Origin of the sequence: Micromonospora sp. CB01531 (genome assembly GCF_001905095.1) — a bacterium.
In the GTDB taxonomy this organism is placed as follows: domain Bacteria; phylum Actinomycetota; class Actinomycetes; order Mycobacteriales; family Micromonosporaceae; genus Micromonospora.
This window is the reverse complement of record NZ_LWLS01000070.1, coordinates 1-25,924: the sequence shown is the minus strand read 5'-3', so window position 1 is coordinate 25,924 and position 25,924 is coordinate 1. Positions and strand designations below refer to the sequence as shown.

General features: G+C 70.8%; 22 protein-coding genes. 11 read left to right on the top strand and 11 right to left on the bottom strand.

Features of this window, described 5'->3' with window-relative positions; all coding sequences use genetic code 11:
- Positions 1-82 precede the first annotated feature (82 nt).
- From A6A27_RS18495 to A6A27_RS18465, 7 genes are all read right to left on the bottom strand, one after another.
- Positions 83-1,645 carry an ABC transporter substrate-binding protein gene (locus A6A27_RS18495; protein WP_073835874.1) on the bottom strand — a complete coding sequence of 521 codons (1,563 nt, stop codon included), beginning with the start codon at positions 1,643-1,645 and terminating at the stop codon, positions 83-85.
- Between the two features lie 174 nt (positions 1,646-1,819).
- Entirely contained in the window at positions 1,820-2,968 is a 1,149-nt protein-coding gene (locus A6A27_RS18490) for an amidase (RefSeq protein ID WP_073835873.1), read from the bottom strand.
- A 6-nt stretch (positions 2,969-2,974) separates the two neighbouring features.
- Positions 2,975-4,831 carry a hydantoinase B/oxoprolinase family protein gene (locus A6A27_RS18485; protein ID WP_073835872.1) on the bottom strand — a complete coding sequence of 619 codons (1,857 nt, stop codon included), beginning with the start codon at positions 4,829-4,831 and terminating at the stop codon, positions 2,975-2,977.
- Positions 4,828-6,924 (bottom strand): hydantoinase/oxoprolinase family protein, encoded by a 2,097-nt coding sequence (locus A6A27_RS18480; protein ID WP_073835871.1) that lies wholly within the window; start codon positions 6,922-6,924, stop codon positions 4,828-4,830. Before A6A27_RS18480 ends, A6A27_RS18485 begins: the two co-directional genes overlap by 4 nt.
- The gene (locus tag A6A27_RS18475; protein WP_143194066.1) at positions 6,917-8,026 is read right to left on the bottom strand and encodes a hypothetical protein; all 1,110 of its coding nucleotides are present in this window, start codon (positions 8,024-8,026) and stop codon (positions 6,917-6,919) included. The genes A6A27_RS18480 and A6A27_RS18475 overlap by 8 nt, the downstream gene beginning before the upstream one ends.
- On the bottom strand, positions 8,014-8,763 hold the full coding sequence (locus A6A27_RS18470; protein WP_073835869.1) for an aspartate/glutamate racemase family protein: 750 nt from the start codon (positions 8,761-8,763) through the stop codon (positions 8,014-8,016). The genes A6A27_RS18475 and A6A27_RS18470 overlap by 13 nt, the downstream gene beginning before the upstream one ends.
- Before the next feature lie 10 nt (positions 8,764-8,773).
- Complete coding sequence (locus A6A27_RS18465) at positions 8,774-10,237, bottom strand: MmgE/PrpD family protein (protein ID WP_073835868.1); 1,464 nt, start codon at positions 10,235-10,237, stop codon at positions 8,774-8,776.
- Between the two features lie 252 nt (positions 10,238-10,489).
- Here A6A27_RS18465 and A6A27_RS18460 point away from each other — a divergent pair, with 252 nt between their 5' ends.
- The 11 genes from A6A27_RS18460 to A6A27_RS18410 are packed head-to-tail and all read left to right on the top strand — an operon-like array spanning position 10,490 to position 22,942.
- Positions 10,490-11,170, top strand: coding sequence for an isochorismatase family protein (locus tag A6A27_RS18460; RefSeq protein WP_143194065.1), 681 nt, complete (start codon positions 10,490-10,492; stop codon positions 11,168-11,170).
- Complete coding sequence (locus A6A27_RS18455; RefSeq protein WP_241825327.1) at positions 11,167-11,961, top strand: SDR family NAD(P)-dependent oxidoreductase; 795 nt, start codon at positions 11,167-11,169, stop codon at positions 11,959-11,961. The genes A6A27_RS18460 and A6A27_RS18455 overlap by 4 nt, the downstream gene beginning before the upstream one ends.
- The gene (locus A6A27_RS18450) at positions 11,958-13,361 is read left to right on the top strand and encodes a dihydroorotase (protein WP_158074007.1); all 1,404 of its coding nucleotides are present in this window, start codon (positions 11,958-11,960) and stop codon (positions 13,359-13,361) included. Before A6A27_RS18455 ends, A6A27_RS18450 begins: the two co-directional genes overlap by 4 nt.
- Before the next feature lie 17 nt (positions 13,362-13,378).
- Positions 13,379-14,611, top strand: a complete 1,233-nt coding sequence (locus A6A27_RS18445; RefSeq protein WP_073835866.1) for an NAD(P)/FAD-dependent oxidoreductase — start codon at positions 13,379-13,381, stop codon at positions 14,609-14,611.
- Positions 14,608-16,221: an acyl-CoA synthetase gene (locus A6A27_RS18440; RefSeq protein WP_143194064.1), complete on the top strand. Its 1,614-nt coding sequence runs from the start codon at positions 14,608-14,610 to the stop codon at positions 16,219-16,221. The genes A6A27_RS18445 and A6A27_RS18440 overlap by 4 nt, the downstream gene beginning before the upstream one ends.
- Positions 16,215-18,575 (top strand): molybdopterin guanine dinucleotide-containing S/N-oxide reductase, encoded by a 2,361-nt coding sequence (locus A6A27_RS18435; protein ID WP_241825326.1) that lies wholly within the window; start codon positions 16,215-16,217, stop codon positions 18,573-18,575. The genes A6A27_RS18440 and A6A27_RS18435 overlap by 7 nt, the downstream gene beginning before the upstream one ends.
- Positions 18,572-19,087 (top strand): OsmC family protein, encoded by a 516-nt coding sequence (locus A6A27_RS18430; protein ID WP_073835865.1) that lies wholly within the window; start codon positions 18,572-18,574, stop codon positions 19,085-19,087. Before A6A27_RS18435 ends, A6A27_RS18430 begins: the two co-directional genes overlap by 4 nt.
- A gap of 43 nt (positions 19,088-19,130) precedes the next feature.
- Positions 19,131-20,051 carry an ABC transporter permease gene (locus tag A6A27_RS18425; RefSeq protein ID WP_073835926.1) on the top strand — a complete coding sequence of 307 codons (921 nt, stop codon included), beginning with the start codon at positions 19,131-19,133 and terminating at the stop codon, positions 20,049-20,051.
- Positions 20,044-20,970, top strand: a complete 927-nt coding sequence (locus tag A6A27_RS18420; RefSeq protein ID WP_073835864.1) for an ABC transporter permease — start codon at positions 20,044-20,046, stop codon at positions 20,968-20,970. The genes A6A27_RS18425 and A6A27_RS18420 overlap by 8 nt, the downstream gene beginning before the upstream one ends.
- The gene (locus tag A6A27_RS18415; protein WP_073835863.1) at positions 20,967-21,992 is read left to right on the top strand and encodes an ABC transporter ATP-binding protein; all 1,026 of its coding nucleotides are present in this window, start codon (positions 20,967-20,969) and stop codon (positions 21,990-21,992) included. The genes A6A27_RS18420 and A6A27_RS18415 overlap by 4 nt, the downstream gene beginning before the upstream one ends.
- Entirely contained in the window at positions 21,989-22,942 is a 954-nt protein-coding gene (locus A6A27_RS18410) for an ABC transporter ATP-binding protein (RefSeq protein WP_073835862.1), read from the top strand. Before A6A27_RS18415 ends, A6A27_RS18410 begins: the two co-directional genes overlap by 4 nt.
- Positions 22,943-23,362: 420 nt before the next feature.
- On the opposite strand, the gene A6A27_RS44275 is transcribed toward A6A27_RS18410, so the two are convergent.
- From A6A27_RS44275 to A6A27_RS18400, 4 genes are all read right to left on the bottom strand, one after another.
- Positions 23,363-23,521, bottom strand: a complete 159-nt coding sequence (locus tag A6A27_RS44275; protein ID WP_158074005.1) for a hypothetical protein — start codon at positions 23,519-23,521, stop codon at positions 23,363-23,365.
- A 17-nt stretch (positions 23,522-23,538) separates the two neighbouring features.
- The gene (locus tag A6A27_RS18405) at positions 23,539-23,805 is read right to left on the bottom strand and encodes a hypothetical protein (protein ID WP_143194063.1); all 267 of its coding nucleotides are present in this window, start codon (positions 23,803-23,805) and stop codon (positions 23,539-23,541) included.
- Positions 23,806-24,008: 203 nt separating this feature from the next.
- A complete protein-coding gene (locus A6A27_RS44270; RefSeq protein WP_158074004.1) occupies positions 24,009-24,146 on the bottom strand; it encodes a hypothetical protein in 138 nt (45 codons plus the stop codon).
- 772 nt (positions 24,147-24,918) lie between these two features.
- Positions 24,919-25,734 carry a maleylpyruvate isomerase family mycothiol-dependent enzyme gene (locus A6A27_RS18400; protein ID WP_143194062.1) on the bottom strand — a complete coding sequence of 272 codons (816 nt, stop codon included), beginning with the start codon at positions 25,732-25,734 and terminating at the stop codon, positions 24,919-24,921.
- Between the last annotated feature and the right edge of the window lie 190 nt (positions 25,735-25,924).

Below are 25,924 nucleotides of genomic sequence, written 5' to 3'. Positions count from 1 at the left end.
TCCCTTCGCCGGCCCGGATGCGGCCGGTCACCGCCGGGTGGCGGTGACCGGCCCTATCCGGGGTGTCTGCCGACCGGTGGTGTTACGCCGGTCGGGCCCAGGTGGTCTCGAACATCAGGTTTGGCAGGCCGTTGACGTTGGTGACCTTGTCCGTGGTGACCACCGGGTTGCGGAGCTGGTAGAGCCAGATCACCGGTGCGGCGTCCCAGGCGATCTTCTGCGCGTCGCAGTACGCCTGCTTGCGTTCGTTCTGGTCGGTGGCCTCGTTGCCCTTGTTCACCAGTGCGGTGTACTCCGCGTTGTCCCAGTAGGTGGCGTTGAGCCCGTTCGGCGGCAGGTAGTCGTTGCGCATCTGGAGCAGGCTCTGGCTGGCGTCACCGTAGAGGGTGCCCCAACCGAGCAGCGACGCCTCGTTCTTCGCCTTGTCCAGTGGGACGTAGAGCTGGGACAGGTAGGTCGGCCAGTCGGTCGGGTTGGCCAGCGAGACGTCCAGCCCGACCGCCCGCAGTTGCCCGACCACGGCCTCGGCGACCTTGTAGTCCTGCACGTAGCGACCGTTGGGGGAGACCACCGACAGCTTCATCCCGGCCGCTCCGGCGGCGCTGAGCAGCTTCTTCGCCTCGTCGGGGTTGTAGTTGTAGGGCTTCGGCATGGGGCAGGAGCCGAACACGTTGCCCGGCAGCGGGCCGTTGATCTCCTTGCCGGCGCCGAACAGGACGCTCTTGATGATCGCGGACCGGTCCACCGCGTAGTTCAGCGCCCTACGCACCTCGGGCTTCTTCAGCAGCGGCTGGCTCGCGCTCTGTGTGTTGAACACGAGCTGGATCACGTAGCTGGTGTCCGCCCAGATCACCTTGGTGTTGCCCTGCTCCAGGGCGGGCAGGCTGCTGGCTGGCGGCGCGGCCAGCACGTCGGCCCCGCCGGACTTCAGCAGCGCCTCCCGGGCGGACGCCTCCGGCACGATCTTGAAGACCTGCTTGGCGTACGCCGGCTTCTCACCCCAGTAGGTGGCGTTGCGCTCGAAGGTGACGTCCTGGCCCTTGGTGTAGTTGGCCAGCTTGTACGGCCCGGTGCCGACCGGCTCCTTGATCTGCTCGACGGTGTTCGGCGCGACGGTCGCCGATTTGGGGGAGATCATGCCGGAGACCGGAAAGGACAGTGCGGCGGGCAGCGGCCCGAACGGCTTCTTCAGGTTGATCTTCAGGTGGGTGGCATCGACCACCTCGACCCCGGAGATCACGGTGAGCACGTTCGGGGCGGCCTTGAAGGTCTTCGGGCTGATCACCCGGTCGAAGTTGAACTTCGCCGCCGTGGCGTCGAACGGCTCGCCGTCCTGGAACTTGACCCCCTCCCGCAGGGTGAACGTCCAGCTCAGCCCGTCCGGTGCGGTCGTCCACTCGGTGGCCAGGCTCGGCACGATCGAGCCGTCGGGCTTCATGGCGGTGAAGGTCTCGACGTCCATCTTGAGTAGCTGCATCACATTGGTGGTCACCTGGGCGGCCGGGTCCAGCGTGTCGATGTCGAAGCCGATCGCGGTGGTCAGCACGTTGGCGGAAGCGGTGCTGCCTCCCGAGGAACCAGTCGGGCCGGAGCAACCGGCAATCAATAGGACGGCGAGTGTCGCCGCGACAAGTCTGCGCTTCACGGTGGGCCTCCACTCTCAACGGGTGTCAGGGGGTTTGCGGAGAGCAAGCCTTCCTGGCGGGAATCTACCGGACGGTCGGTCGGTCGAAAAGAGTCTGGCGATGGCAGGTAGCCAGGCGCTATGAGCTGGGATTTCGTCGCCTGGATCGGTGTCGACCGGCGCTTCTCGACGTTGTCACCGCCACGCCCGTTCCAACGCGGCGGCTACCCCAAGCAGCTCCTCATCGCCCCCGTGGTGCCCGACGAGCTGGATGCCCACGGGCAGGCCGGTCGACGGCGCCGGGAGGGTCACCACCGGGTGACCCGTGACGCTGAACGGCCGGGTGTAGTCGGTCAGTTCGCCCCGGGCCACCGGGGCGCCGACCAGCGGTGCCACGATCCGGGTGGCCGGCACCAGCAGCGCGTCCCAACCGCTCAACGCCGCTGCCAGCTCCGTGCGCAGTACGCCCGCCTCGAACAGCGCCCGGACGTACCGCGCCCGGGGCACCGTGCAGGCTTCCCGCAGGAGCTCCCGCACGTCCGCGCCGAGCCGGTCCGGCGCCTCGCTCACCCAGCGCCCGTGCCGCGCGGCGGCCTCCGCCATGACGATCGTCGAGCCCGTGGCGACCAGCCGATCCCGGTCGGGCAGCCGGATCCTCGGCAGGCCATCGGTCACCGCCACCCACACCTCGGCGGTCGGCGGATCGAGGTCCGCGCCCCAGCCGTCCGGTACGACCAGCCGCAGGTTCCGCGCCCGGCGCGCCGGTGGGGCGAGCCGTACCCCGGTCATCAGCTCCAGCGCGCGGACGGCGGTGGCCACGTCGGGGGCCAACGGGCCCAGGGTGTCCTGGGTGTGGCTCACCGGCACGGTGCCGGTCACGTCCACGGTGCCCGTGGTCGGCTTGACCCCGACCACCCCGCACAACGCCGCCGGAATCCGGATCGACCCCGAGGTGTCACTGCCCACCGCCCAGTCGCACATGCCCAGGGCGACCGCGGCGGCCGACCCACCGGACGACCCACCCGCCACCCGGTTCCGGTCGTGCGGGTTGCGCACCACACCGAAATGCGGGTTCTCGCTGGTCGGACCCAACGCCAACTCGTGCAGGTTGGTCTTGCCGATCACCGCGCAACCGGCGCGCCGGATCCGTGCCACCACCGGGGCGTCCCGACCGGCCGGGACCGCCGGCAGCACCACGCTCCCGGCCGTGGTGACCTGACCGGCCACGTCCACCACGTCCTTCACCGCCACCACCGGGCCGGCCGAGTCCTCCGCGGTGCGCGAGATGAAGGCACCCACCTCGGCGTACGCCTCGATGCGTTCGGCGGCCTCCCGGGTGTGCACGGCGCCCTACCCGGTGACCCGGTCGACCGGCCCGGTGGTCGGCTCCGCCACCCGCCGGCCGCGCAGCCCCGCGGTGCCGTCGACATCCAGCATGGACCCGTCAGCGGTCAGCAGCACGCCGAACGCCTCCCGTGCCGCGTCCGGGGAATACAACCCGTCCCGCACGTCGGCGAGCACGGCCGACGGGTCCCGCTCCAGCGGGTCGCCGTACCCGGCGCCGCTGGGCACCTCCACGTCAAGGGTCTCCCCGGCGGCGAACCGCAGCCCGGAGAAGCGGCTGGACAGCACCACGGCGTCGGGTCGTCCGGCGTTGCGAACCAGACGGCCGCTGACCCCGTCCGCCCCGCCGAACAGTCCACGCGGCACGTCGCTACGGCTGTCCCCGTTCGCGCCGAGCATGGTCGGCACCAGGAACCGCCAGCGGCGTACGCTACCCACCCCACCCCGCCAGCGGCCCGGTGCCGGCGGATGGTCCCGCAGCTCGTACCGTTCACAGCGCAGCGGGCTGCGCAGCTCGACCTCCTCAACCGGCGCGTTGCGGGTGTTCGCCATCAGGTTGTCCACCGCGTCGATGCCGTCCCGGCCGTACCGCCCGCCGTACGCCCCCTCACCGATCTCCAGATGCACCCAGTAGTTGCCGGTGTGCTCGTCCACCCCGGAGTAGGCCACCCCCTGCACAGAGGCGGAGTTGCCGGCGGTGACCAGCTCCGGCAGTACCTGGGCCAGTGCCAGGTTGACCTGGTCCGGAATCCGGTTGATCAGCGGAAAGCGACCCGAGGTGGCCCGGGGGAAGGTCGGGTTGAAGATCGTCCCGCGCGGGGCGCGGACCGACACCGGCCGGAAGATACCGTCGTTCTGCGGCAGGAACTCGTCGGTCTTCGCCTCGTCGAGGAAGAGCGTGCGGACCGCGTAGTTGGCGGTCGGCAGCACACTGCCTTCGAACGGGCAGTTGCAGGCCGTCGGTGTCTCGTCCGCGCTGCCGGTCAGGTCGATGACGATGTCCGAACCGGAGACCGTGACCGAGGTGCGCAGCGGCACCGGTACGCCATGGTTCAGCCCGTCGTCGTCGTAGAAGCCGTCCGGCGCGTGGTACGTGCCGTCCGGCACTGCCTCAATGACCGCCCGCAGCCGGGACTCCACCAACGACTGCCAGCGCTCGATCGAACTCATCACGGTGTCGATGCCGTACCGGTCGACCAACTCGCCGAATCGGGTCACCCCGAGCCGGCAGCAGGCGATCATCGCCTCCACGTCACCGGCGTTGGCCTCGCCGGTGCGCACGTTGCCCATGACGTGCCGCCACAGCTCCTCGTTGCGGACCCCACGAGACTCGATCTTGACAGCGTCGAGCAGCCGGCCCTCGGCGTAAACGTCGATCGCGTCGATGCTGATCGCCGGGGCGGCGCCACCGACGTCGAGCAGGTGACCGGTGCAGCCGGCGAAGGCGATGTGCTGCCCCTGCCAGAAGATCGGCACCAGCACCCCGTAGTCGGGAGAGTGCGACGAGCCGGAGAACGGATGGTTGTGGACGATCACGTCGTCCGGCTCGTACCGGCCCCGCCAGCGCGCGTTGCAACCCCGGATGTACGCCGGCAGGCTGCCGATGTGCATCGGCGTCGAGTCGCTCTCGCAGAACTCCCGGCCGTCCACGTCGAACAGCCCGGCGCCCAGGTCCTCCGACTCCCGGATCACCGAGGAGTACGCCATCCGGTAGAGGATCTGCGCCATCTCCCCGGCAATCGACTTCAGCGCGCCCCCGATCACCCGGAACGTCACCGGGTCCACCTCGACGGTACGCCAGAACCGCTCGGTCAACGGGCCGGGGGAGGTGCCGACCGGCTCGACCGTCCCTGCTGCTCTCATCCCCGCTCCTCTCGGACCAGCACGAGGTTCCCGGCGTCGTCCACCGACCCGGTGAACCGGGGCTCGACCACGGTGGTGGTGTCCGGCTGCTCGACGATGGCCGGGCCGGTGAACCGCATCCCGGGCGCGAGATCGGCCCGCTGGTAGACCGGCGTCTCGAACAGCCGGGGCCGGTCGTCGTACCGAAACCAGCTCTTGATCACCGCAACCGGCCAGGGCGTCGCCCCCGCCGGGGCCGGCGCCACCCGCAGGTGCGGCGGCCGGGGCATCCGGCCCACCCCGATCACCCGGATATTGACGATCTGCACCTCGGTCTGCTCGAACCGGCTGCGATACGTCGCCTCGTGCAGGTCGTGGAACCGGCCCACCGTCTCGGCCACCCAGCTGTCGTCCACCCGGGGGCCGATGGTGCGCACCCGCAGCTCATAGCCCTGGCCGGCGTACCGGCAGTCGGCGAAGAACTCCAGGTCGGTCTCGTCCGGGCCCAGCCCGTCGGCGCGCAGCCGGGCGGTCGCGGTGTCGGCCAGCCCGGCCAGCACGGTCCCCAGCCGCCCGATGTCCAGCGCACCGGAGGACTGCCACACCGAGGCGGCGTACTCGTAGCGCAGGTCCGTGCTGAGCAACCCGAGCGCCGAGGCGATGCCCGGGTGCGGGGGCACGACGACCCGGCGTGCCCCGACCTCCGCGCCGACGCTGCACGCGAAGAGCGGCCCCGCTCCCCCCTGAGCGACCAGGTCGAACCGGCGCGGGTCGTGGCCGCGCCGCACGGACAGTTGCAGGATCGCGGCGGCCATGGTGTGGGTCATCACGGTGTGGATGCCCAGCGCTGCCTCCGGCACGGAGAGCCCGAGCGGATCGGCGATCCTGGCCTTGACGGCCGCCCGGGCCGCCTCGACGCGCAGCGGCAGCCGACCGCCGAAGAACGTCTCCGGCCGTAGCCAGCCCAGCACCGCCGCCGCGTCCGAGGCGGTCGGCTCGGTGCCGCCCCGGCCGTAGCAGACCGGGCCGGGGGTCGCGCCGGCCGACGCCGGCCCCACCTCCAGCACGCCCTGCCCGGAGACCGTGGCGATGCTCCCGCCGCCGGCGCCGATCGTCTCGATGTCGGCCATTGGCACCATCACCTGGTAGTCACGGATCCGGGTGTCCAGCAGGTGCTTCATCCGCAGCTCGCCGTCCGGGGCCACCCCGATGTCCGACGAGGTGCCCCCGACGTCCAGGGTGATCACCGATCGGTGCCCGGTGTCGACACCGGTCTGGATCCCGGCCAGCAGTCCACCGGCCGGCCCGGACATCAGCAGGGTGACCGGTAGTTCAGCGGCGGCCGACGCGGTGACCACCCCACCGGACGAGGTCATCAGCCGCACCCCGGACGCCACCCCGTACGTCGCCAGCGAGTCCTGCAGGTTGCGCAGGTAGCGCGAGGTGCCCGGACCGACGTACACGTTCATCGCGGTGCTGCTGAACCGCTCGTACTCCCGGTGCAGCGGGACCACCTCGTGGCTGGCCGAGACGAACGTCCCGGGCAGCTCTGCGCGCAGGATCTCGGCGGCCCGCCGCTCGTGCTCGGGGTTGAGGAAGCTGAACAGGAAGCAGACCGCCACCCCGCCGACCCCCTCCTCGCGGAACCGCTGGGCCGCTGCCCGGACCGCCTCGGTGTCGAGCGGGACCTCCACCGCACCGGCCGGCGCGGTAACCCGCTCCGGCACGGTCAGCCGGTCCCGCCGGCGGACCAGCGGGTGCCGTTGCCACGGCACGTCCTGCGAGTGGGAGAAGTTGTACGGCCGCTTCTTGCGCCCGATGTGCATCACGTCCCGGAAGCCCTCGGTGGTCAGCATCCCCACCCGGACGCCGGTGCGCTCGATGACCATGTTCGTGGCGACCGTGGTGCCGTGCACCACCAGGCGGATGTCGGCCGGGCCGACCCTGGCCAGCTCGCAGAGCTGGTGCAGCCCTTCGACGATGGCTCGGGACGGGTCGTCCGGAGTGCTGGACACCTTGTGCACCCGTTGCGCCCCGGTGACCTCGTCGTGCAGCACCAGGTCCGTGAAGGTGCCGCCGACATCGACGCCCAGCCGATACCCGTGCTTAGTCATGGGGGATCCGGGACATGAGCTCCTCGGCCCGCTGCTCCACCTCGTCGGGCTGGAGCACGTCGCAGTCGTAGTTCATCAGCTCCCGCATCGCCTGCGCGGAACCCTCGGTGAAGTGCACCGCGCCGTCGTCGGCAATCCGCTCGATGCCGTCACCCTGCTGTGCCCGGGCCAGTAGCTGCCGGGCCTCGACCTCGCTGATCCCCGATGGCCAGACGAGCTCCACACCGGACCGGCCGAGCCGGGCATCCACCCCACCAATCAGGCCGCCCGGCCCGGTGACGTGGCTGAGTGTTAGGTCATCGCGGAGCAGCCGGCTGGCGTTCTTCACCGCCGAGGTGGCGGCAAACGCGGGCCGGGTCCGCGGATAGCGCTGCCGCACGTCTGCCCAGTACGCGTCGGTGGTCACCGTCTCGGTCACGTCGTCCGGGCCGACCAGGATGCGATACCACATCGGACGCTCGGCGAACTCCGGATCGTCGGCGGCCAACGCCCAGGCATGGAAGTGGTTGGCGATCAGCCGGACGTACACGTCCTGCACCGGCAACCCCAGGTGCTCGGCCGCGACCACCCGCATCACCGTGCAGATGTTCTCCGAGTTGCCCGACCCGCAGATCGGGGCGAGCCCGGCGGCGGCCAGCGCCGGGTTGACCGCGTCCGGGTACGAGATCTGCACCACCGGCGCGGTGGAACCGGCCTGGGCGCGGCCCTGCATCAGCTTCATCGGCAGCAGCATGAACAGCGGTAGCCACGGCCCCATCCGGGCCTCCCGGTTGAGCCGTCGCCAGGTCACGGGATCGAATCGGTGGGGGAAGCTGTACCAGGAGCGCGGGATCGCGGCTTGGAGCAGCACGTCCGGCGCAGCCTGGTCGATCGCCTCGGCAACCGCCTCAACGTTGGTCATGTCGACGGTACGGGTGTGCACGGTCAGGCTCTGCGGGCGCAGCTTCTCCGCCGTCATCGCGGCGTCCATCGCCTCCACCCGCAGCGCCGACTCGTTGATGTCGAACAGGTGCAGCCGGGTCACCTCCGGTGCCAGGGCCATCATCCGGGCCACCGTGGCACCCACCAGTCCGCCCGCGCCGAATACGGCTACCGTTCCCATGGCCCTACCTCCGGGTGTCTGCTGTGTGATTCGGGTTGTCGGGGTGCCCCCGCTGGGCCGCCCCGGTCGCCGCCGGCCGGCAGCGGGGGCAGCGGCAGCCCGGCGGCTGCGGCCGTGCTGACGATCCGGACGGCCAGCCGGGCCGGGTCGATCACCGGGATGCCGCGGCTGTCGACGTCCACCGCCGAGCACCCGTTGATCACGCACTCGGCGCCCTGCGCGGCCAACTCGTCGACGTGCCGGCGCAACGCCGCGCCCCAGGTCGCGGCATCCGCCACCGCCTCGGTCGGCAGTGCCAGGATCCGGGTGCCGACGAACAGGTCCCCCGGGTGGTAGTCCTGGATCCGCCGGGTCAGCGCGTCGGCCACCGCCTGGTTCCGGGCCACCGCGCCGAACCGAAGGCCGAGCCCGGTCAGCGTGCTGACCGTGATCTCCAGGATGCCCAGGGCGTGACCGGGTATCCCGGACCGAACGGTCTCCAGCGCGGTGTCCAGGATGCAGTCGGGCATCAGCACGTCACCGGGTTCGAGGGTGAGACCCCGGGCGCGGGCCACCACGCACCGGTCGGCCGACCTGATCAGGTCCGGGGTGTCGAAGGACCGGGGTACGCCCGGTTCGTCCGGCTGGTCGAGGACGACCACCGGGCAGTCGGTCGAGCTGAACGAGTCGTAGCGGGCCTGCCGACGGCGGATCTCCGCCGGGCCGACGTGGGCGGGCGTGAGGGCGATGATCTTCATACCGGACTCCTCATTCCTGACTCCTTGTGCCGGATTCCTGGCTTCTCGCTCCGGCCTGCTCGCCGAACGCCGGGGGCTCCTCAGCCGGAGTGCCGAACGCGCCGAACTCGTCGATCAGGGCCGGCAGGGGACCCCGGGTGACGGCCGTGTCGCGTACCCAGTGCTCCAGTCGCTCGGCGTCGACGCCGAGCGGGCCAAGCAGACGGCGGGCCTTGCCCCGGACGTCGTCCCACGTCGCGGGGGCGTGCCGGGGATCCCAGCGGGCATTGGGCACGGCGGCGACCGCGTCCGGGGCGCCGGTGCGGACCAGGGTGACCCGGGCACCCCGGTCGAGGGGCATCCGAGCCTCCAGTTCCGGGTCCACCTCGACGGTGACCCGTCCGGCCAGTCGGCGGATCACGGGGTCCCGCCGGACGGCCGGGCTGGTGGCGGCCGGGCCGGTCTCGCCGAGCGCAAGCGCCACCGCGGTCATGAAGGGCAGCGAGAACATCGCCGCCAGCCGGCTGTCGGCGCGCAGGCCGGCCAGTTCCGCGCTGGTCGAGTTGGTGCCCACGATGACCCGTTCGATCCGGTCCAGATCGACGGGAACCGCGCCGGCCGCCCGCAGTTGCAGGGCGGCGTCCAGCACCGCATGGGTGTATCCGCAGGCGGCGTGCTGCTTGACGAAGTCGGTGTGCAGGGCGAGCCGGTCGTCCGGTCCGGCAGTCAGCGCGGCCGTGTCCAGGCGGCCCAGGGCCAGGTGCAGGGCCTCGGCCATCGCGCCGGTCGGGGCCCGGCCCTGACCTGTCGCGGCGACCCGGGCGGCCAGCAGCCCGGCGTGGTTGGTGAACCCGGCCCACTGGTTGCGGGCACCCCCACCGTCGAGGGCCACGGAGAACGGGGCGGCGAGCAGCAGGCCACCGGCGACATCGATCGCCTCGGCGATCATCGGGGCGGTCAGGCCGAGCACCCGGGCGACCCCGGCGGCGGCGCCGGTCGCCGCCCACGAGCCGTGCGGGTGCAGTCCGGGACGCAGCGTGCAGGCCCGGCCGAACCGGGAGGCCACCTCGTGCGCAACCAGCAGGGCGGCCCAGGTCTCGGCGGCATCGGCGCGGTGCTCCTCGGCGGCGGCCAGGACCGCGAACATGGTCTGGGCCGGGGCATGCCCCCGGGTGACCCGGCTGGCCGGGTCCAGCTCCAGGGAGACCGCTGCCGCGCCGTTGAGCCAGGCGGCCCGGTCGGCGGGGGAGCGGCCCTGCCCCAGAGCGGTGGCAGTCCCGCCAGCGGACGGCCAGACCGTGCGCAGCGCCCGGTTCTCCTCCGTGCCGGCGCCAGCCAGGGTGACCGCGAGGGTGTCATAGACCAGCAGGGTGAACCGATCCCGAGTGTCGTCGGGCTGGCTGGGCCAGTCCAGCTCATGGGACCAGGCGGCCAGTTCCCGGATCGCGTCGGCGAGCGCCGTCGACCGGTCGGGGTCGCCCGGTTCCTGGTTCACCGTCGCCGCCCGGCGGGGCGGGACGGCACTCCACAGCGGATCACGTCGCCTCCCGAGGAGGGTGCCGACTGAACGTTCGGTCTGGCACATGAAACCCCAGGGCGGCAAGCCAGTCAATAGCTCTTTCGGGGCCGGATTCCCGCTGGTGGCAGCGATTCGTCGGACCTATTCGGAGCGCCTCCGGAGCACTAGACCGAACGTCCGGTCTGTTGTACGGTGGCGGACATATCGCCGCCGGTGGGCGGCCCGGAGATGGGTGAGGAAGACATGCCGGTCAACGACTCCGCCGCCACCACCGAGGACGAAGCCCGGAAGCTCTACGCCAGTCACGGCGTCGGCGGCCGGGTCGGCTTCGGCGTCCGTCCCGCCGTGATCGTTGTCGACTTCCAGCAGACGTACACCCGGACCTGGCGGTCGGCGAGCCTCGCCCCGGTCCAGGCGACCGCAGTCCTGCTCGCCGCGGCCCGCGAGCAAGGGGTCCCGGTCTTCTACACCTACATGGGGTACGACCCGGAGGCGCCCGACGCCGGGGTCTGGGGGATGAAGGCCGCCACCCTGGTGGAGAACGTCCGAGGCAGTTGGGGCTGCGAGATCGACCAGTTGATCGCCCCGGTGGACGGCGACGTGGTCCTGGAGAAACGGGCACCATCGTCCTTCTTCAACACCGACCTGCAACAGCGGCTCGCCGCGCTGTCGGTGGACACCCTGGTGGTCTGCGGCACCAGCCTGAGCGGCTGCGTCCGCGCCACCGTCGTCGACGGGCTCTCCCACAACTATCGAGTGCTCGTGCCCCGAGACTGCGTGGCGGACGCCTCCGGCCCGTCGATGCGCGCCTCGCTCAACGACATCGACACCAAGTACGGCGACGTGATCTCTCTCGACGAGGCCATCGCCGGGCTCACCGCCCGCGTGGTGACGGAGCCGGGCGAATGATGCTTCCCGCCGACCAGGTCGACCAGCTCCCGTTCTGGGAACGCTCGCTGGCGGACAAGGTGGTCTGGGTGACCGGCGCCGGCCGAGGGCTCGGCCGGGCGATCGCCGCCGCCGTCGGCCGGTCCGGCGCCCGGCTCGCGGTGACCGCCCGCAGCGCCGAGCAGTTGGCGACCCTCGGCGCCGAGCTGTCCGACTACCCCGGCGAGGTGCGCCCCTTCACGGCCGACGTCTCCGACGCGGCGGCGGTCCGCGAGGTCGCCGAACGCATCGCCGAGGAGTGGGGCACGCTCGACGTGCTGGTCAACATGGCCGGCATCAGCCCCACCGTGGTCCGCAGCGAGAACCTCAGCGACGCCGCCTGGCACGACGTGATCGACGTCAACCTCAGCGGCACCTTCTACTGCTGCCGCGAGGCGGGCCGTCTGATGATCGCCAACGGTGGCGGCAGCATCGTCAACGTCTCCTCAGTGCACGGCTCGGTCGGGGTGCCCCGGATGTGCGCGTACGCGGCCAGCAAGGGCGGGGTCGAGATGCTGACCAAGGCGCTCGCCGTCGAGTGGGCCGACCGGGGGGTACGCGTCAACTGCCTCGCCCCCGGCTACTTCCGTACCGCGATGACCGAGCCGTACCTGGCCAGCTCCCAAGGTGCCAAGGTCCGGGCGGCCATCCCCCTCGGGCGGGTCGGCGAGACGGAGGAACTCGTCGGCGCCGCGCTCTTCCTGGCCAGCGACGCGTCCTCGTACGTCACGGGGACGACATTGCTGGTCGACGGGGGATGGACCGCGCAGTGAGCCGACTGACCGAGGGCGTGGCCACCGCCGACCTGGATCTGGTGATCCGGGGCGGGCGGGTGATCACCGCTGCATCCGACGGACCGGCCGACATCGGCGTCCGCGACGGGCGCGTGGTGCAGCTCGGCGAACGGGTCGGCCCGGCCCGCTGCGAGATCGACGCCACCGGTCTGCTGGTGCTGCCCGGCGGGATCGACGCGCACGTGCACTTCACCCCGGTGGAGACCGCCGAACGGCGACTGGCCTGGGCCGACGACTACGCGTCCGGCTCCCGGGCCGCCGCGGCCGGCGGGATCACCACGGTCGGCGACATCGCCTTCACCCGCCCGGGCGAGCACCTGCTGACCGGACTGGACCGGATCGGCCGGGCCGCGGCCGAGCAGAGCCTCGTCGACTTCCTGTTGCACCCGGTGCTGCTGGACCCGAGCCCGGAGCGGATCGCCGAGCTGCCCGCCCTGGCGGCGGCCGGCTACCCCAGCCTCAAGATATTCATGCACATGGGCGACTTCGACAGCCGGGCCCGCGACTACCTCTCGGTGCTGACCACCGCCGGTCGCGCCGGATTGCTGACCCTGGTGCACTGCGAGGACGGCTGCATCATCGGCCATCTCACCGACCAGCTCGTGCAGGCCGGTCACACCGACCTGTCGTACTTCCCGGCCACCCGGCCAGTGGCCAGCGAGGTGGCGGCGGTGGAACGGGCGGTCGCCTTCGCCGAGGTGACCGGCGCGCCCATCTACCTCGTGCACCTGTCCAGCGAACGGGCGCTGCGGGCCGCCACCCACGGCCGGGAGCGGGGGGTGCCGGTCCACGTCGAGACCAGACCGATCTATCTGCTCTTCACCGACGAACGGTTCAGCGGCGACGAACCGGCACTGTACGTCGGGAACCCACCACTGCGCACCGACGCCGACGTCGATGCGCTGTGGCGCGGGCTGGAGCAGGGGACGATCAGCACCTGCTGCACCGACCACGCACCGTGGACCCGGGAGGCGAAGCTCGACCCCACGCTCAGCGTGGCCCGCACCCGGCCGGGCATGGCGGACCTGGAAACCCTCCTCTGCTCGCTGTACAGCGAGGGCGTGCGTACCGGTCGGCTGTCGTTGTCCCGGTTCGTAGAGGTGACCTCGACGGCGGCCGCCAAGCTGTTCAAGCTGTTCCCGCGCAAGGGCACCATCGCGGTGGGCAGCGACGCGGACCTGGTGGTCTGGGATCCGGAGCGGCGCTGGACAGTGCGCGGCGCCCAGTTGCAGACCCGGGCCCGGATGAGCCTCCTGGAGGGGCGCGAACTCGTCGGACGGCCGGTGGTGACCATCCGACGTGGCGAAATCCTGATGACCGACGGAGTGGTCCGCACGGACGTGGGCCCAGGTCGATTGCAAACCCGGCTGGATCGCTGAGAGGGCGGTACACGGACATGCAGGCGGAGCAGCGAGGATACGAAGTTGTCGTCGTCGGCGGAGGCGTCGTCGGCATGTCTGTCGCCCTGGAACTCGACGCGGCCGGCACGGACGTCCTACTGGTCGATCGGGACCGGTTGGGTGGGGCGTCAACGTCGCGCAACGCCGGCGGGGTCCGGCACCAGTTCTATCAGGACGCGAACATCCTCGCCGCGCTAGAGACCTCGGCCCGGCTGCGCCAACTAGTGGCCGAGGACGGCCCGGTCGACTACCGGCAGGTCGGCTACCTGCTGCTGTACACCGACGACGCACAGCGGGACCGGCTCGCCGAGGGCGTGGTCCGGCAGAACGCCCTCGGTGTCGACACCCGCATGATCGCGCCGGACGAGATCGCGGAGATCGCCCCGGACGTTGACCTGGACGGTGTGCTCGGCGCCTGCTTCGGCCCGACCGACGGCTACCTCGACCCGATACTGCTGGCGGCGGCGCTGCGCAACCGGGTGCTGCGCAGCGGCGTACGGGTGCTGGAGGGCACCGCCGTGCACCGGATCGAGAGCGACGGTGACCGGGCCACCGGCGTGGTCACCGCCGTCGGCACCATCCCGGCCGGGACGGTGGTGAACTGCGCGGGCGCCTGGGCACCGACGCTGGCCCGGAGCTACGGCGGTGACCTGCCGATTGTCCCGCGTCGGTCCCAGGTCTTCGTGATGGCGGACGTGCCGCCACTGTCGCCGACCATGCCGCACACCTTCGACTGCGGGTCACGTTTCTACGTCCGCCCCCACCAGCGGGACGTCTGGTCCGGCGCCGCTTTCAAACCCATCCTGGACGAGGCGCCGCCGACCCCGGGAATGGCCGCCGAGTGGGTGGAGGCCGAGGAGTTGGCCCGCCGGGTCGGCCGCCGCGTGCCGGCCCTCGCCGGACGCCCGTTCACCCGGGCCTGGGCCGGGGTGATCGAGGTGACCCCGGACGACAATCCGGTGCTCGGCTGGACGCACCTGGCCAACGTCTACAGCGCGGCCGGCTTCAGCGGGCACGGCATCTGCATCGGGATGGGGCTGGCCCCGAGCATCGGCGCGGAGATCCGGGGCGGGGAACCGGCCATCCCGCTGGGCATCTTCCGTCCGCAGCGGTTCTCCGACGGCTCGCCGGCCAAACTGGAAGGGCTGTGGTTGCAGGCCCGCCCGAGCCGGTACGAACAGTGGCTGGCCTCGGGCCCGGCCGCGCCCCAGGCGGGGGTGGCTCGATGAGCGCCCGCGACGTGACCCCCGAGTGGGACTGGACAGCGCAGGGCCGGGCCCTGGGCGTCGGCGCCGACGGGTCGTTCAACGCCGGCCTGCTGCACCTCGGCGCAGACCCGGCGGTGATCTGGCATCGGGAGGACGGCAGCACCCACCGGTACTCTGGGGCGGCACTGATGCGACGGGCCGGTGAGATCGCCGGGGTGCTCTCGGCCCTGGGGGTCGGCCGGGGCGACCGGGTGGCCGGCCTCATTTCCCGCCGGCCAGCGGTGTTCGCCACCGCCCTCGCGGTGTGGCGACTGGGCGCGGTGTACGTCCCGCTGTTCAGCGGGTTCGGCGGGGACGGGCTGCGGGTCCGGCTCGTTGACAGCGGCCCGAAGGTGGTCGTCACCGACCCGGCCAACCGGGCCAACCTCGCCGCCGTCCAGGACGTCCTGCCCGACCTGCGGACCCTGATGGTTGGTGGTGCCGGCGAGCCGGGCGACGCGCTGCTCGACGACATGATCAACCGGCTGAACGGGGTGCCCGCGCCGGTCGCCACCGGTCTGCACGAGACCTCGACCATCATGTACACCTCCGGGACCACCGGTCGCCCCAAGGGCTGTCTCATCCCGCACCGGGCGGTGCTCAGCCTGCTGCCGTACGTCCGGTACTGCCTCGGCGTCGGCCCCGGTGACGTGCTCTTCTCCGGGGCGGATGCCGGCTGGTCGTTCGGTCTGTTCACCACCGGACTCGCCCCGATGAGCCAGGGGGTGTCTCGGGTGGTGTACGAGGGGCCGTTCAGCGCCGAGGGCTGGTGGTCATGTGTCCGCGCGGTCGACGCCGGGCACGTCGCGGCGGCACCGACCGCGTTCCGGCAGCTCGCCGCCGCCGGGGCGAAGCTGGTCCCGCCTGGGTTCCGGGCCGCGACCAGCGCCGGTGAGCCGCTCGACGCGGCCACCATCGACTGGTTCGACCGGACCGTCGGGGTGGTCGTGCACGACAGCTATGGCCTGTCCGAACTGGGCATGGTCACCGGCAACCTGCGGCACCCCGGCGCACCCGCGGTCGCCCCGGGCTCGATGGGGGTGGCCCTGCCCGGGTTCGAGGTCGACCTGCTCGACCCGGACGGCAGCCCGGTCCGTGGACCGGGCGAGGGCCGCGTCGCGGTCCGGGACAACGGCTACTTCCTCAGCGCGGGCTACTGGGGCCGGGAAGACGAGTGGGCGGCCCGCTTTGCCGACGGCTGGTTCCTCACCGAGGACCTGGCCCGCCGGGACGAGGAGGGGCGGTACTGGTACGTCGGGCGGGCCGACGACGTCATCGTCTCGGCTGGCTACAACGTCGGGCCGGTGGAGGTGGAGACCGTACTGCTGGAGCATCCGCTGGTCGTCGACGCCGCCTGCGTCGGCGAACCGGACCCGGTAAAGGGGCAAGTGGTCGCCGCACACATCGTGCTCGCCGACGCGGGCACCACGCCCCGGCCTGAGGACCTGCTCCGCGAGCTGCGTACCTGGGTCGGCCAGCGGGTCGGCTGGCACGCCGCCCCCCGCCGGCTGCACCTGCACCCGGCGATCCCCCGTACCGCCACCGGCAAGGTGCAACGCCGGGCGCTCCGCGAAGGGGGCAACCGGTGGTGACCGGCGGCCGGCGGCGCGTCCCGCATTCGTCGCACTGGGGTGCGTTCGCCGCCGAGGTGACCGCCGACCGGCTGGTGGCCGTGCACCCGCACCCGGATGACCCGGAGCCGGCGGAGCTGCTGGCGTCGATCCCCGACGCGCTGGACTCGCCCGCCCGGGTGGCCGCTCCGTCGGTCCGGCGCGGCTGGCTGGAGCACGGGCCCGGGGCTACCTCGGACCGGCGGGGCGCGGACCCGTTCGTCGAAGTCTCCTGGGACGAGGCGCTCGACCTGGTCGCCGCCGAACTGACCCGGGTCCGTGCCGAGCACGGCAACGCCGCGATCTTCGGCGGCTCGTACGGCTGGTCCAGCGCCGGCCGCTTCCACCATGCGAAGACCCAGCTCGGCCGGTTCCTCAACGGCTTCGGCGGTTGCACCGGCCAGGTGCACAACTACAGCTACGCGGCGGCGTCGGCGATCCTGCCGCACGTCGTCGGCACCGCCGGCCCGACCGCCGGTGAGGTCACCTCCTGGGACGTGCTGGAGGAGCACACCGGACTGTGGGTGATGTTCGGTGGTACGCCGGTGAAGAACGCCCAGGTCGAGGCGGGCGGGGTGGTCCGGCACGACGCGGTCGAACGGCTGCGCGCAATCCACGCCGCCGGGACCGAGTTCGTCCTGGTCAGCCCGCTGCGCGACGACGCGCCGGACTTCCTCGACGCGCAGTGGCTCGCCGTCCGGCCGAACACCGACACCGCTCTGATGCTGGGCCTCGCACACACCCTGGTCGTTGAGGGCCGGCACGACGAGGAGTTCCTGACCCGGTACTGCACCGGCTGGGACCGGTTCCGCGCTTACCTGCTCGGCGAGACCGACGGCCGAGCCAAGTCGGCCGACTGGGCGGCCCGGATCGCCGACGTGCCGGCGCCGGACATCGTGGCGCTGGCCCGCCGGATGGCGGCCCACCGAACGCTGATCAGTGCCACCTGGTCGCTGCAGCGGGCCGACCACGGCGAACAGCCGTTCTGGATGGCGATTGCGCTCGCCGCCGTGCTCGGGCAGATCGGCTTACCCGGAGGTGGCTTCGGCTTCGCCTACGGCGACGCGGCGAGCATCGGCCACCGCCGGTACCCGTTCCCGGCCCCGGCCCTGCCGACCGGCCCCAACCCGACCGACAGTTGGATCCCGGTCGCCCGGATCGTGGACATGCTGCTCAACCCGGGCGGCGGGTACGACTTCGACGGCGAGCGGCGGCGCTACCCGGACATCCGGCTGGTCTACTGGGCTGGCGGGAATCCATTTCACCACCACCAAGACCTCAACCGGCTGGTCGAGGGGTGGCGGCGGCCGGAGACGGTGATCGTCCACGAGCCGTGGTGGACCCCGACCGCCCGGTACGCCGACATCGTGCTGCCGGCGACGACCACCCTGGAACGCAACGACCTCGGCGCCTCCTCCCGGGACCGGTTCCTGCTGGCCATGCACCAGGTGGTGCCGCCCCGGGGGCAGGCCCGCAACGACCACGACATCTTCGTGGACCTGGCCGGCCGGCTGGGTTTCCGGGAGACGTTCACCGAGGGTCGCGACGAACTGGGCTGGATCCGGCACCTCTACGCCCGTACCCGGACGGCGGCGGCCGGCCAGGGGATCACCCTGCCGGACTTCGACACCTTCTGGCGAGACGGCCAGGCCGAGATCCCGGCCAGCGGCGGGCGGGTGCTGCTCGGTGACTTCCGAGCCGACCCGGTCGGCCGGCCGCTGCGTACGCCGTCCGGCCGGATCGAACTCTGGTCGCAGACCATCGCCGACTTCGGATACGACGACTGCCCACCGCACCCGGCCTGGCTGGAGCCGCGCGAGTGGCTTGGCGCGGACCTCGCCACCCGCTACCCGCTGCACCTGGTCTCCAACCAGCCCCGGACCCGGCTGCACGGACAGCTCGACATGGGCCGGGTCAGCCGGGCCAGCAAGATCGAGGGCCGGGAACCGTGCCGGATGCACCCGGCCGACGCGGCCGAGCGCGGCATCGGCGACGGCGACGTGGTCCGGGTGCACAACGACCGGGGTGCCTGCCTGGCCGGCGTCCGGCTGGACCCGGCGGTCCGGCGCGGGGTGCTCCAACTGTCCACCGGGGCCTGGTACGACCCGTTGCGTCCCGGCGTTCTCGGCGCCCTCGACGTGCACGGCAATGCCAACACGCTCACCGCTGACCACGGCACGTCCCGCCTGGGTCAGGGGCCGAGCGCGCACAGCGCACTGGTCGAGGTCGAGGTGTTCACCGGTCCGCTGCCTCCCATCACCGTTTTCGAGCCCCCACCCCTGGTTGGTCGATCCGGTCGACCGGCCAATCATGATCAGGAGGAATCGGCACCATGAGCGATATCGACACCGCCGCGAACGATGTCCAGGGCGACGAGCGGATCCAACCGATCACTGTCCGCACCGAGTACCTGGGCCGGTACCAGTCGGTCAACCACATCCGCGACCTGCCCCCGATCTACCTCGACGAACCCGTCGACCTCGGAGGCAAGAACTCCGGTCCGACCGCCCTGGAGGCCACCCTCGCGGCACTGAACTCCTGCACCGCCATGATCATGTACGTCCTCCGTCGGGAAATGAAGTTCGACCTCCAGGGGGTGACCTTCGAGGCCGACGGCTGGATCGACATTCGACGGATCGAGATGAAGCGCACCGGGTTGAAGTACTCACAGGTCGTGCCGATCGCCGATCACTACCAAAAGGTGGTGCAGCGGGTCGAACTCGTCACCACCGAGCACGGTGAGCGGCTGGAGCACTTCAAGCACGAAGTACACCGGCTCTGCCCGATGCACACCCTGCTACGGGACGCGGGCGTACCGGTCGAGTCGGTATGGACCATCCGGGAGTGACCGGCGGTCGATCCACCTCCAACCGTGGACGAGAGGCGTGCCGATGCTGAGCTATGTCGCCCGGCGCCTGCTGATCGCGGTGCCGACCTTGTTCGGGGTGGCCACGGTGAGCTTCCTGCTCATGCGGATCATCCCCGGCGATCCGGCCCGGGTGATGGCCGGCCCGCAGGCGACCGCCGAGGACGTTGAACGGCTGCGTCAGCAGTTGGGACTGGGTGGCAGCATCTGGAGCCAGTACGTCGAGTACATCACCCGCCTGATGCAGGGCGACCTGATGGTCTCGGCCCGCACCGGCACCCCGGTGATCGACGAGATCGCCGCCCGGGCGCAGGCCACGGTCACGCTGGCCGTACTGGCGATCGTGGTCGCGGTGGTTGTCGGCTGCACACTCGGCGTGCTCGCCGCACTGCGCCGGGACAGCGTGGTCGACCTGATCCTCTCCGGGGTCTCCGTGTTCGGTGTTTCGATGCCGGTGTACTGGGTCGGGCTGTTGCTGATCATGCTGTTCTCGGTCCAACTCGGCTGGCTGCCCGCCGGTGGTTCCGACTCCTGGGCAAGCGTCGTGCTGCCCACCGTGGCACTGTCGTTCTTCGCTGTCGGCTTCATCTCCCGGCAGACCCGGTCGGCAATGGTGGAGACGATGGAGCTGGACTTCATCCGCAGCGTCCGGGCCAAGGGCATCAGCCGGAGCGCCTTGGTCATCCGGCACGGGCTACGCAACGCCGCCCTGCCGATCATGACGGTGGTCGGGCTCCAGTTCGGTCAGCTCCTCGGCGGGGCGGTGCTCACCGAGACCATCTTCGCCTGGCCCGGCCTGGGGCGTCTGCTCATCGACTCGATCAGCGCCCGGGACTTCGCCACCGTTCAGGGCACCGTCTTCGTCTTCGCGGCGGCCCTCATCCTGGTCAACCTGCTGACCGACATCCTGTACGCCTACGCCGACCCCCGGATCCGCTATGACTGATGCTGTTGTCGACCCAGTATCCATTCCCGTCCCGCGCAGCGCGCGGCCGGACCGGCTGCTCCGCCGGCTGTGGCGGCACCGCAGCAGCCGACTCGGGCTGATCCTGCTCGGCCTGATCCTGGCGCTGGTGGTGCTCGGCCCCTGGCTGACCGGCGGCAGCCCGTCCAGCGACATGGCCTACCAGAACCTGGCCGCCAGTCTCCAACCGCCGAGCGCAGCGCACTGGCTGGGCACCGACCAGTTGGGCCGCGATGAGCTGGTCCGGCTGGTCCTCGGAGCCCGGTACACCATCATCATCGGCCTGGGTGCGGTTGCCACCGGAGTCCTGGTCGGCCTGCCGCTCGGTGCGCTCTCCGGGTTCTACCGGGGTTGGGTCGACCTGGTGGTCCAGCGGCTGGTCGACGTGGTGCTGGCCTTCCCGAGCTTCCTGCTGGCCCTCGCGTTGGTCGCGGTGCTCGGGCCCGGCCTGCGTAACCTGATCATCGGGGTGGCGCTCACCTCGTTCCCCCGGTTCGTCCGGCTGATACGGGCACAGGTGCTCAGCGTCCGGGAACGGCCGTTCGTCGAGGCCGCGCTCGCGCTCGGGGTGAGTCGGGGGCGGATCCTCTGGCGGCACGTGCTACCCAACTCGATGACCCCGGTGATCGTGCAGACACCGCTGGAGCTTGGCAGCGCCGTCCTCACCGCCGCCGGGCTAGGCTTCCTCGGCCTCGGGGTCCGTCAGCCCACCCCGGAGTGGGGCACCATGCTCGGCGAGTCCCGCGACTTCATCTTCAGCAATCCGGCCCTGGTCACCTACCCCGGGCTCTGCATCGTGCTGGTGATCCTCGCGGTGAATCTGCTCGGCGACGGCGCGCGCGACGTGCTCGACCCCCGGTTGCGTTCCCGGATCAAGATCCCGCGTCGGAGGCGGACATGACGGAACCCGTACTGGAGATCCGTGATCTCCGGACGTATTTTCACACCATCCGCGGCGTCTACCGGGCGGTGGACGGCGTGGACCTGACCGTGCGAGCCGGCCGTACGCTCTGCGTGGTCGGCGAGTCCGGCAGCGGCAAGAGCGCGACGGCGCTGTCGGTGATGGGACTGATCGAGGCGCCCGGCGAGATCCAGCCCGGCAGTCGGATCCGGTTCGACGGCCAGGAACTGGTCGGGCTCAGCGACCGCGAGCACCGCCGGATTCGGGGCCGAGATCTCAGCATGATCTTCCAGGAACCGATGACCTCCCTCGACCCGGTCTACCCGGTAGGCCACCAGATCGTCGAGGCGATCCGGGCGCACCAGCCGGTCAGCCGGAAGGCGGCCCTCAACCGGGCGGTGGAACTGATGGCCCTGGTCGGCATCCCGTCCCCGGAACGCCGGCTGTGGGATTACCCGCACCATCTCTCCGGGGGCATGCGGCAACGCGTGATGATCTCGATCGCGCTGAGCTCGCACCCGAAGCTGCTGGTCGCCGACGAGCCCACCACCGCGCTCGACGTGACCATCCAGGCCCAGATTCTGGAGCTGATGCGTGACCTGCAGAAGAAGATGGGCATGGCGATCATGATGATCACACATGACCTCGGGGTGGTCGCGGAGATGGCCGACGACGTGGCGGTGATGTACGCCGGTCAGATCGTTGAGTCGGGTATCGCTGAGGAGGTCCTGACCAACCCGAGGCACCCCTACACCGAGGCGCTGCTGCACGCCGTACCGGTGCTCGGGATGAGCCGGGACGAGCCGCTGCGGGTGATCCCCGGCGTGGTGCCCAGCCCGCTGGAATGGCCCGCCGGCTGCCGGTTCGCCGCCCGCTGCCGGTATGCCCACGAACGCTGTGCGGAACCGCCGCCAACGGCCACCGTCGGGCGGCATCAGACCCGCTGCTGGCTCCCGGTTGACCGGTCAATCGGCACCGGTTCGGCCACCCGCACCGCTGCAGCCGGGGAGGTGAACCGGTGACCGCGTTGCTTTCGGTCCGGGGCCTGAAGACACACTTCCCGGTCCGGGCCGGCGCGCTGCGCCGGACCGTCGGCCAGATCCGGGCCGTGGATGGAGTGGACCTGGACATCATGCCGGGAGAGACCCTGGGCCTGGTCGGTGAGTCCGGCTGCGGCAAGTCCACGCTCGGCCGGTCCATCCTGCGGCTGATCGAACCGACCGCGGGGCAGGTGATCTTCGATGGGATCGACGTGGCCACACTGGACGCCCGACGGATGAAGGCCATCCGCCGGGACCTGCAGATCATCTTCCAGGATCCGGTGGGCTCGCTGAATCCACGCATGCACGTCGGGGACATCGTGGGAGAAGGCCTGCACGCCAACGGGGTACGCAGCCGCGCCGAACGCGACCATCGAATAAAGGAGATCCTGGCAGCGGTCGGTCTGGACGCGTCGGCGGCCGGCCGGTTCCCGCACGAGTTCTCCGGCGGCCAGCGGCAGCGGATCGGTATCGCCCGGGCGTTGGTGCTGCGGCCAAAGCTGATCGTCGCCGATGAGCCCGTCTCCGCGTTGGACGTCTCCGTCCAGTCGCAGGTGCTCAACCTGTTGGCCGCCCTACGGCAGCAGTTCTCCCTCACCTACCTCTTCGTCGCGCACGACCTGGCGGTGGTGGACTACATGTCCGACCGGGTGGCAGTGATGTATCTCGGCAGGGTCGTCGAGGTGGGCACCGCTCGGCAGATCCGGACCAACCCGCTGCACCCGTACACCCGGGCCCTGCTTTCTGCGGTGCCGGGCCGTGAGCGACAGCGCATCGTGCTCTCCGGTGAGGTGCCCAGCCCGCTGACCCCACCGTCGGGCTGCCGATTCCGGACCCGGTGCCCGATGGCACAGGAGATCTGCGCCCGGGTCGAGCCAGCCCTCGACGCCCATCCGTCGGGCGCCCGCGTGGCCTGCCACCTCAGCCACTGACCTGGCGGACCGGCTACTCCGCCACCGTAGTGTGGCGGTAGGACTCGTGCCACGGCTCGGATGCGGCTCCGCGCTACACGATGACGTCGCCGCGTCGGCAGGGCGGCGGGAGATCCTGCGACGCCATCGCGACGAGCTCGTCGCGCGTATCGACGCTTGCGGGACCCTCTGCGGTTCATCGAGGGTGGCCTGGTAGTGCGAGCACGACGACTTCACCGCGTGCCCGCACTACCAGGCGATGGTGGGTGCGCGAATCGGGCGGCAGACACCTCACGTAGTGGTGTGACCGCCCATACTGCCGCCGGATGGGGCCAGCGGGGATCAGGCTCGTCTCACGCGGCTGCGTCTTCCGCATCCATAGATCAGCTGGCAGGGAGGCCCGGGGCCACGGCGCTGTCGCATCCGCGGGCCAGGTGGCGATCAAGCCCGGCGGGCGGCGGCGACGAACATCGGAAACGCCACGAACAGCCGTCCGCCGCGCTCGGTGAAGGCGCCGGTGTGCGCTTCGACGGTGACGTCCCGGAAACCGGCGTCGAGGAGCAGGTGGTGTCCCCACCAACCCGGTCGACGGGTCCACATGAGGGCACGGAGCCAGTTCAAAGTCGGGTCAGGCCCGGCCGCCTGGGCGTGATCAGTTCGGTCTTGTAGAGGCCGATGGTGGATTCCATCAGCGCGTTGTCGAGGGCGTCGCTGACCTCGATGGCCTGGTGCAGGTAGGACGTGGCGGCATCGACGTCACGACGAAGGATGCCGGCAAGGGCGAGATTGCCGAGGACGACGGCGGTCGACTTGCGGCGTGCGGCGATGAGTTGTCGAGCCTCCTTCAAGGCTGTGATGGCGTCGGCCGGCTTGCCCAGAGACAACCACCAAGACCCCGCAAGCCGCGCGTGATGGCTGGGACAGAAAAGGGCAGCGGCCGGATTCGTCCGTTAGGGCGCTCCACCTTGTCCCCGGCCCGGGAGGCTGGACGGTCTGCGACTGCCCGACGAAGAGATCCGCCTCACCAGCCCGTCCGGGGCTGATGTTTCTCTGGGTGTACCCGGCCCGCCCGTGAGCCGGTTCGGTCCTACGTACTGGTGAATGTGCTGATGTAGAGCACCATCCCGACCAGAGCCAGCACGTCCACCGCCAGGAGGACGAGGTGTACATACCGGTACCGGCGCACCATCGTGCCGGCTACGAGCGTCGCCGGCGTGTATTCCAAGAGTGTCGCGATCCTTCTCAAGCGCGTTCGGTACCCGCCCGGAAGCACCCCGGTTGTGACCGCCTACGCCCGGGGTCAGTGCGGCAATCGGGATGGGCGAGTGCCCGGAGACCTGCAGCTCGATGCTGAACCCATCGATCCGGACTCCGTCGACCAGTGACCGTGGAATGCTGTATTTGACGAGCGGGCTGCCCACGACGACATGCGAGCGGGTTACCGCCACGAAGGCAGCCGGCCCCGCGAGGTAGATGAGCAGCACAAGCGTGCCGATCGGCGTAAGAAACAACAGCAGCAGCATTTGGGGGGTGTAGGGGAGGTGGGTGGGCGCTACGCAGACGAATATGCCGGTCGCCGTGCCCATGGCGATCGCCAACAGGGCGAGCGGGTCATTCCGCCGGATCATGGCCTCAACTCCCCACCAGGCCCGCTGACCGCCCCACCTGGATACGGTCGAGGTCACCAACTGCACCGAGTACGCCGGCCGGCGTCGGCGCCCCAGGCTAGCGGCAGTGTTCGACACCGGCTGACAGCAGTTCTGATCTTTGCGAGCCGGGGATCGGCGATCGCTTCCGGCCGGCGATCGGAGCAAGCACCCGTCGTGCCATTAACGTGCCATTGGGCGAGGACAACAGGGGCCAGCCAAGACCACGCGAGACTGCCGGGACCAGCCCGTCAAGCCCGTGGCCTGCCGGAGATCGGCAATCCCAAGCTGACAGTCGTCCAGTGGGACGTGCCCCTCATGTAGACGAATCCGGCTCGGTGTGAGCAGCCGTTAGACGATGATGCCGCGTACGTCCTGCATTGGGTCGGTGAGTTGGCTCGGGCCTGCGTAAGTGATCCCGCCACGTGGTATCGCGGCGCCGGTAAAGGATCGCCAAGCGGCCTCGGCCGTGAACCTGATGTAAGCGACCGGATCGCTGATGGCGCCTTCGTGAAGGCTCCATCGGCCTTCGTTGCCGGCGACCAGGCTCCATTGTCCGCCGATGTCGAGGTCGAGGAGCACCGTCGTTTGAGGTTCGGCGGGGACGCGGTATTGGTGCGGTAACGCCCAGACGAAGGTGCGGAGGACCGTCGGCAGCCGGTCGGTGCCGGTCTCGCGACCGATTGCGGCGCGGATCTGCTGGTGGTGTACCCACGTCTCGGTCAACTCCCGGGCCAGGTCGAGCCACGCTGGCACGGGCTTATCGCTAGCCCAGCTCACCCGCGTGGGTGCGAGCAGATCTGCCTCGGCTGTCCACTCCTGCAGTTGCTCGGTGGAGTAGGCCAGCAAGTCCCGAGTGACCCGAGGGCTCAGCTGTCTCGCTGCGTCCAGCCACCGCTGGTTCTTCTCATGCAAGGCGGCGGCGAAGGTGGCCGCCGGACCGCCGTGCGGAAGCAGTCCGGTGGTATCTGCGTCGCGTTCGCGAGAAAGCCGCCCAAGGTCGCCGTCGAGAAGATGCAACGCGATGTCCTTGACCGTCCAGCCCTCAGCAAGCGTGGATTCGGCCCACTGATCTGCCGTCAATCGATCGAGCAGAGACAGGAGATCGCGACGCTCTTCGCCGAACAGTCCTCGGGTATCCATCGGTGGCACCGACCAGACGTCCATCCCCACAGTCTCCAACACCTACCAGGACAACACGACGACCAACGCAACGCGACGTCGGCGGGCGACCACCCCCGATTTTCACGCACGGCACGGGCGTCGCGACAGAGTCATCGGAGACAAACTGACGCTCCGGCCGGCTGCCCGACGAGGCTATCCGCTCTTAGTGAGCGTCCGGGAACTCGGCAGGGCG

Excerpts from the sequence above, each read along its gene's own strand:
- A6A27_RS18460 (WP_143194065.1), top strand. The coding sequence starts at position 10,490 with ATGGGTGAGGAAGACATGCCGGTCAACGACTCCGCCGCCACCACCGAG.
- A6A27_RS18475 (WP_143194066.1), bottom strand. The coding sequence starts at position 8,026 with ATGGGAACGGTAGCCGTATTCGGCGCGGGCGGACTGGTGGGTGCCACG.
- A6A27_RS18415 (WP_073835863.1), top strand. The coding sequence starts at position 20,967 with ATGACGGAACCCGTACTGGAGATCCGTGATCTCCGGACGTATTTTCAC.
- A6A27_RS44275 (WP_158074005.1), bottom strand. The coding sequence starts at position 23,521 with ATGTGGACCCGTCGACCGGGTTGGTGGGGACACCACCTGCTCCTCGAC.
- A6A27_RS18430 (WP_073835865.1), top strand. The coding sequence starts at position 18,572 with ATGAGCGATATCGACACCGCCGCGAACGATGTCCAGGGCGACGAGCGG.
- A6A27_RS18485 (WP_073835872.1), bottom strand. The coding sequence starts at position 4,831 with ATGAGAGCAGCAGGGACGGTCGAGCCGGTCGGCACCTCCCCCGGCCCG.
- A6A27_RS18400 (WP_143194062.1), bottom strand. The coding sequence starts at position 25,734 with ATGGACGTCTGGTCGGTGCCACCGATGGATACCCGAGGACTGTTCGGC.
- A6A27_RS18455 (WP_241825327.1), top strand. The coding sequence starts at position 11,167 with ATGATGCTTCCCGCCGACCAGGTCGACCAGCTCCCGTTCTGGGAACGC.
- A6A27_RS18470 (WP_073835869.1), bottom strand. The coding sequence starts at position 8,763 with ATGAAGATCATCGCCCTCACGCCCGCCCACGTCGGCCCGGCGGAGATC.
- A6A27_RS18445 (WP_073835866.1), top strand. The coding sequence starts at position 13,379 with ATGCAGGCGGAGCAGCGAGGATACGAAGTTGTCGTCGTCGGCGGAGGC.
- A6A27_RS18420 (WP_073835864.1), top strand. The coding sequence starts at position 20,044 with ATGACTGATGCTGTTGTCGACCCAGTATCCATTCCCGTCCCGCGCAGC.
- A6A27_RS18480 (WP_073835871.1), bottom strand. The coding sequence starts at position 6,924 with ATGACTAAGCACGGGTATCGGCTGGGCGTCGATGTCGGCGGCACCTTC.
- A6A27_RS18425 (WP_073835926.1), top strand. The coding sequence starts at position 19,131 with ATGCTGAGCTATGTCGCCCGGCGCCTGCTGATCGCGGTGCCGACCTTG.
- A6A27_RS18440 (WP_143194064.1), top strand. The coding sequence starts at position 14,608 with ATGAGCGCCCGCGACGTGACCCCCGAGTGGGACTGGACAGCGCAGGGC.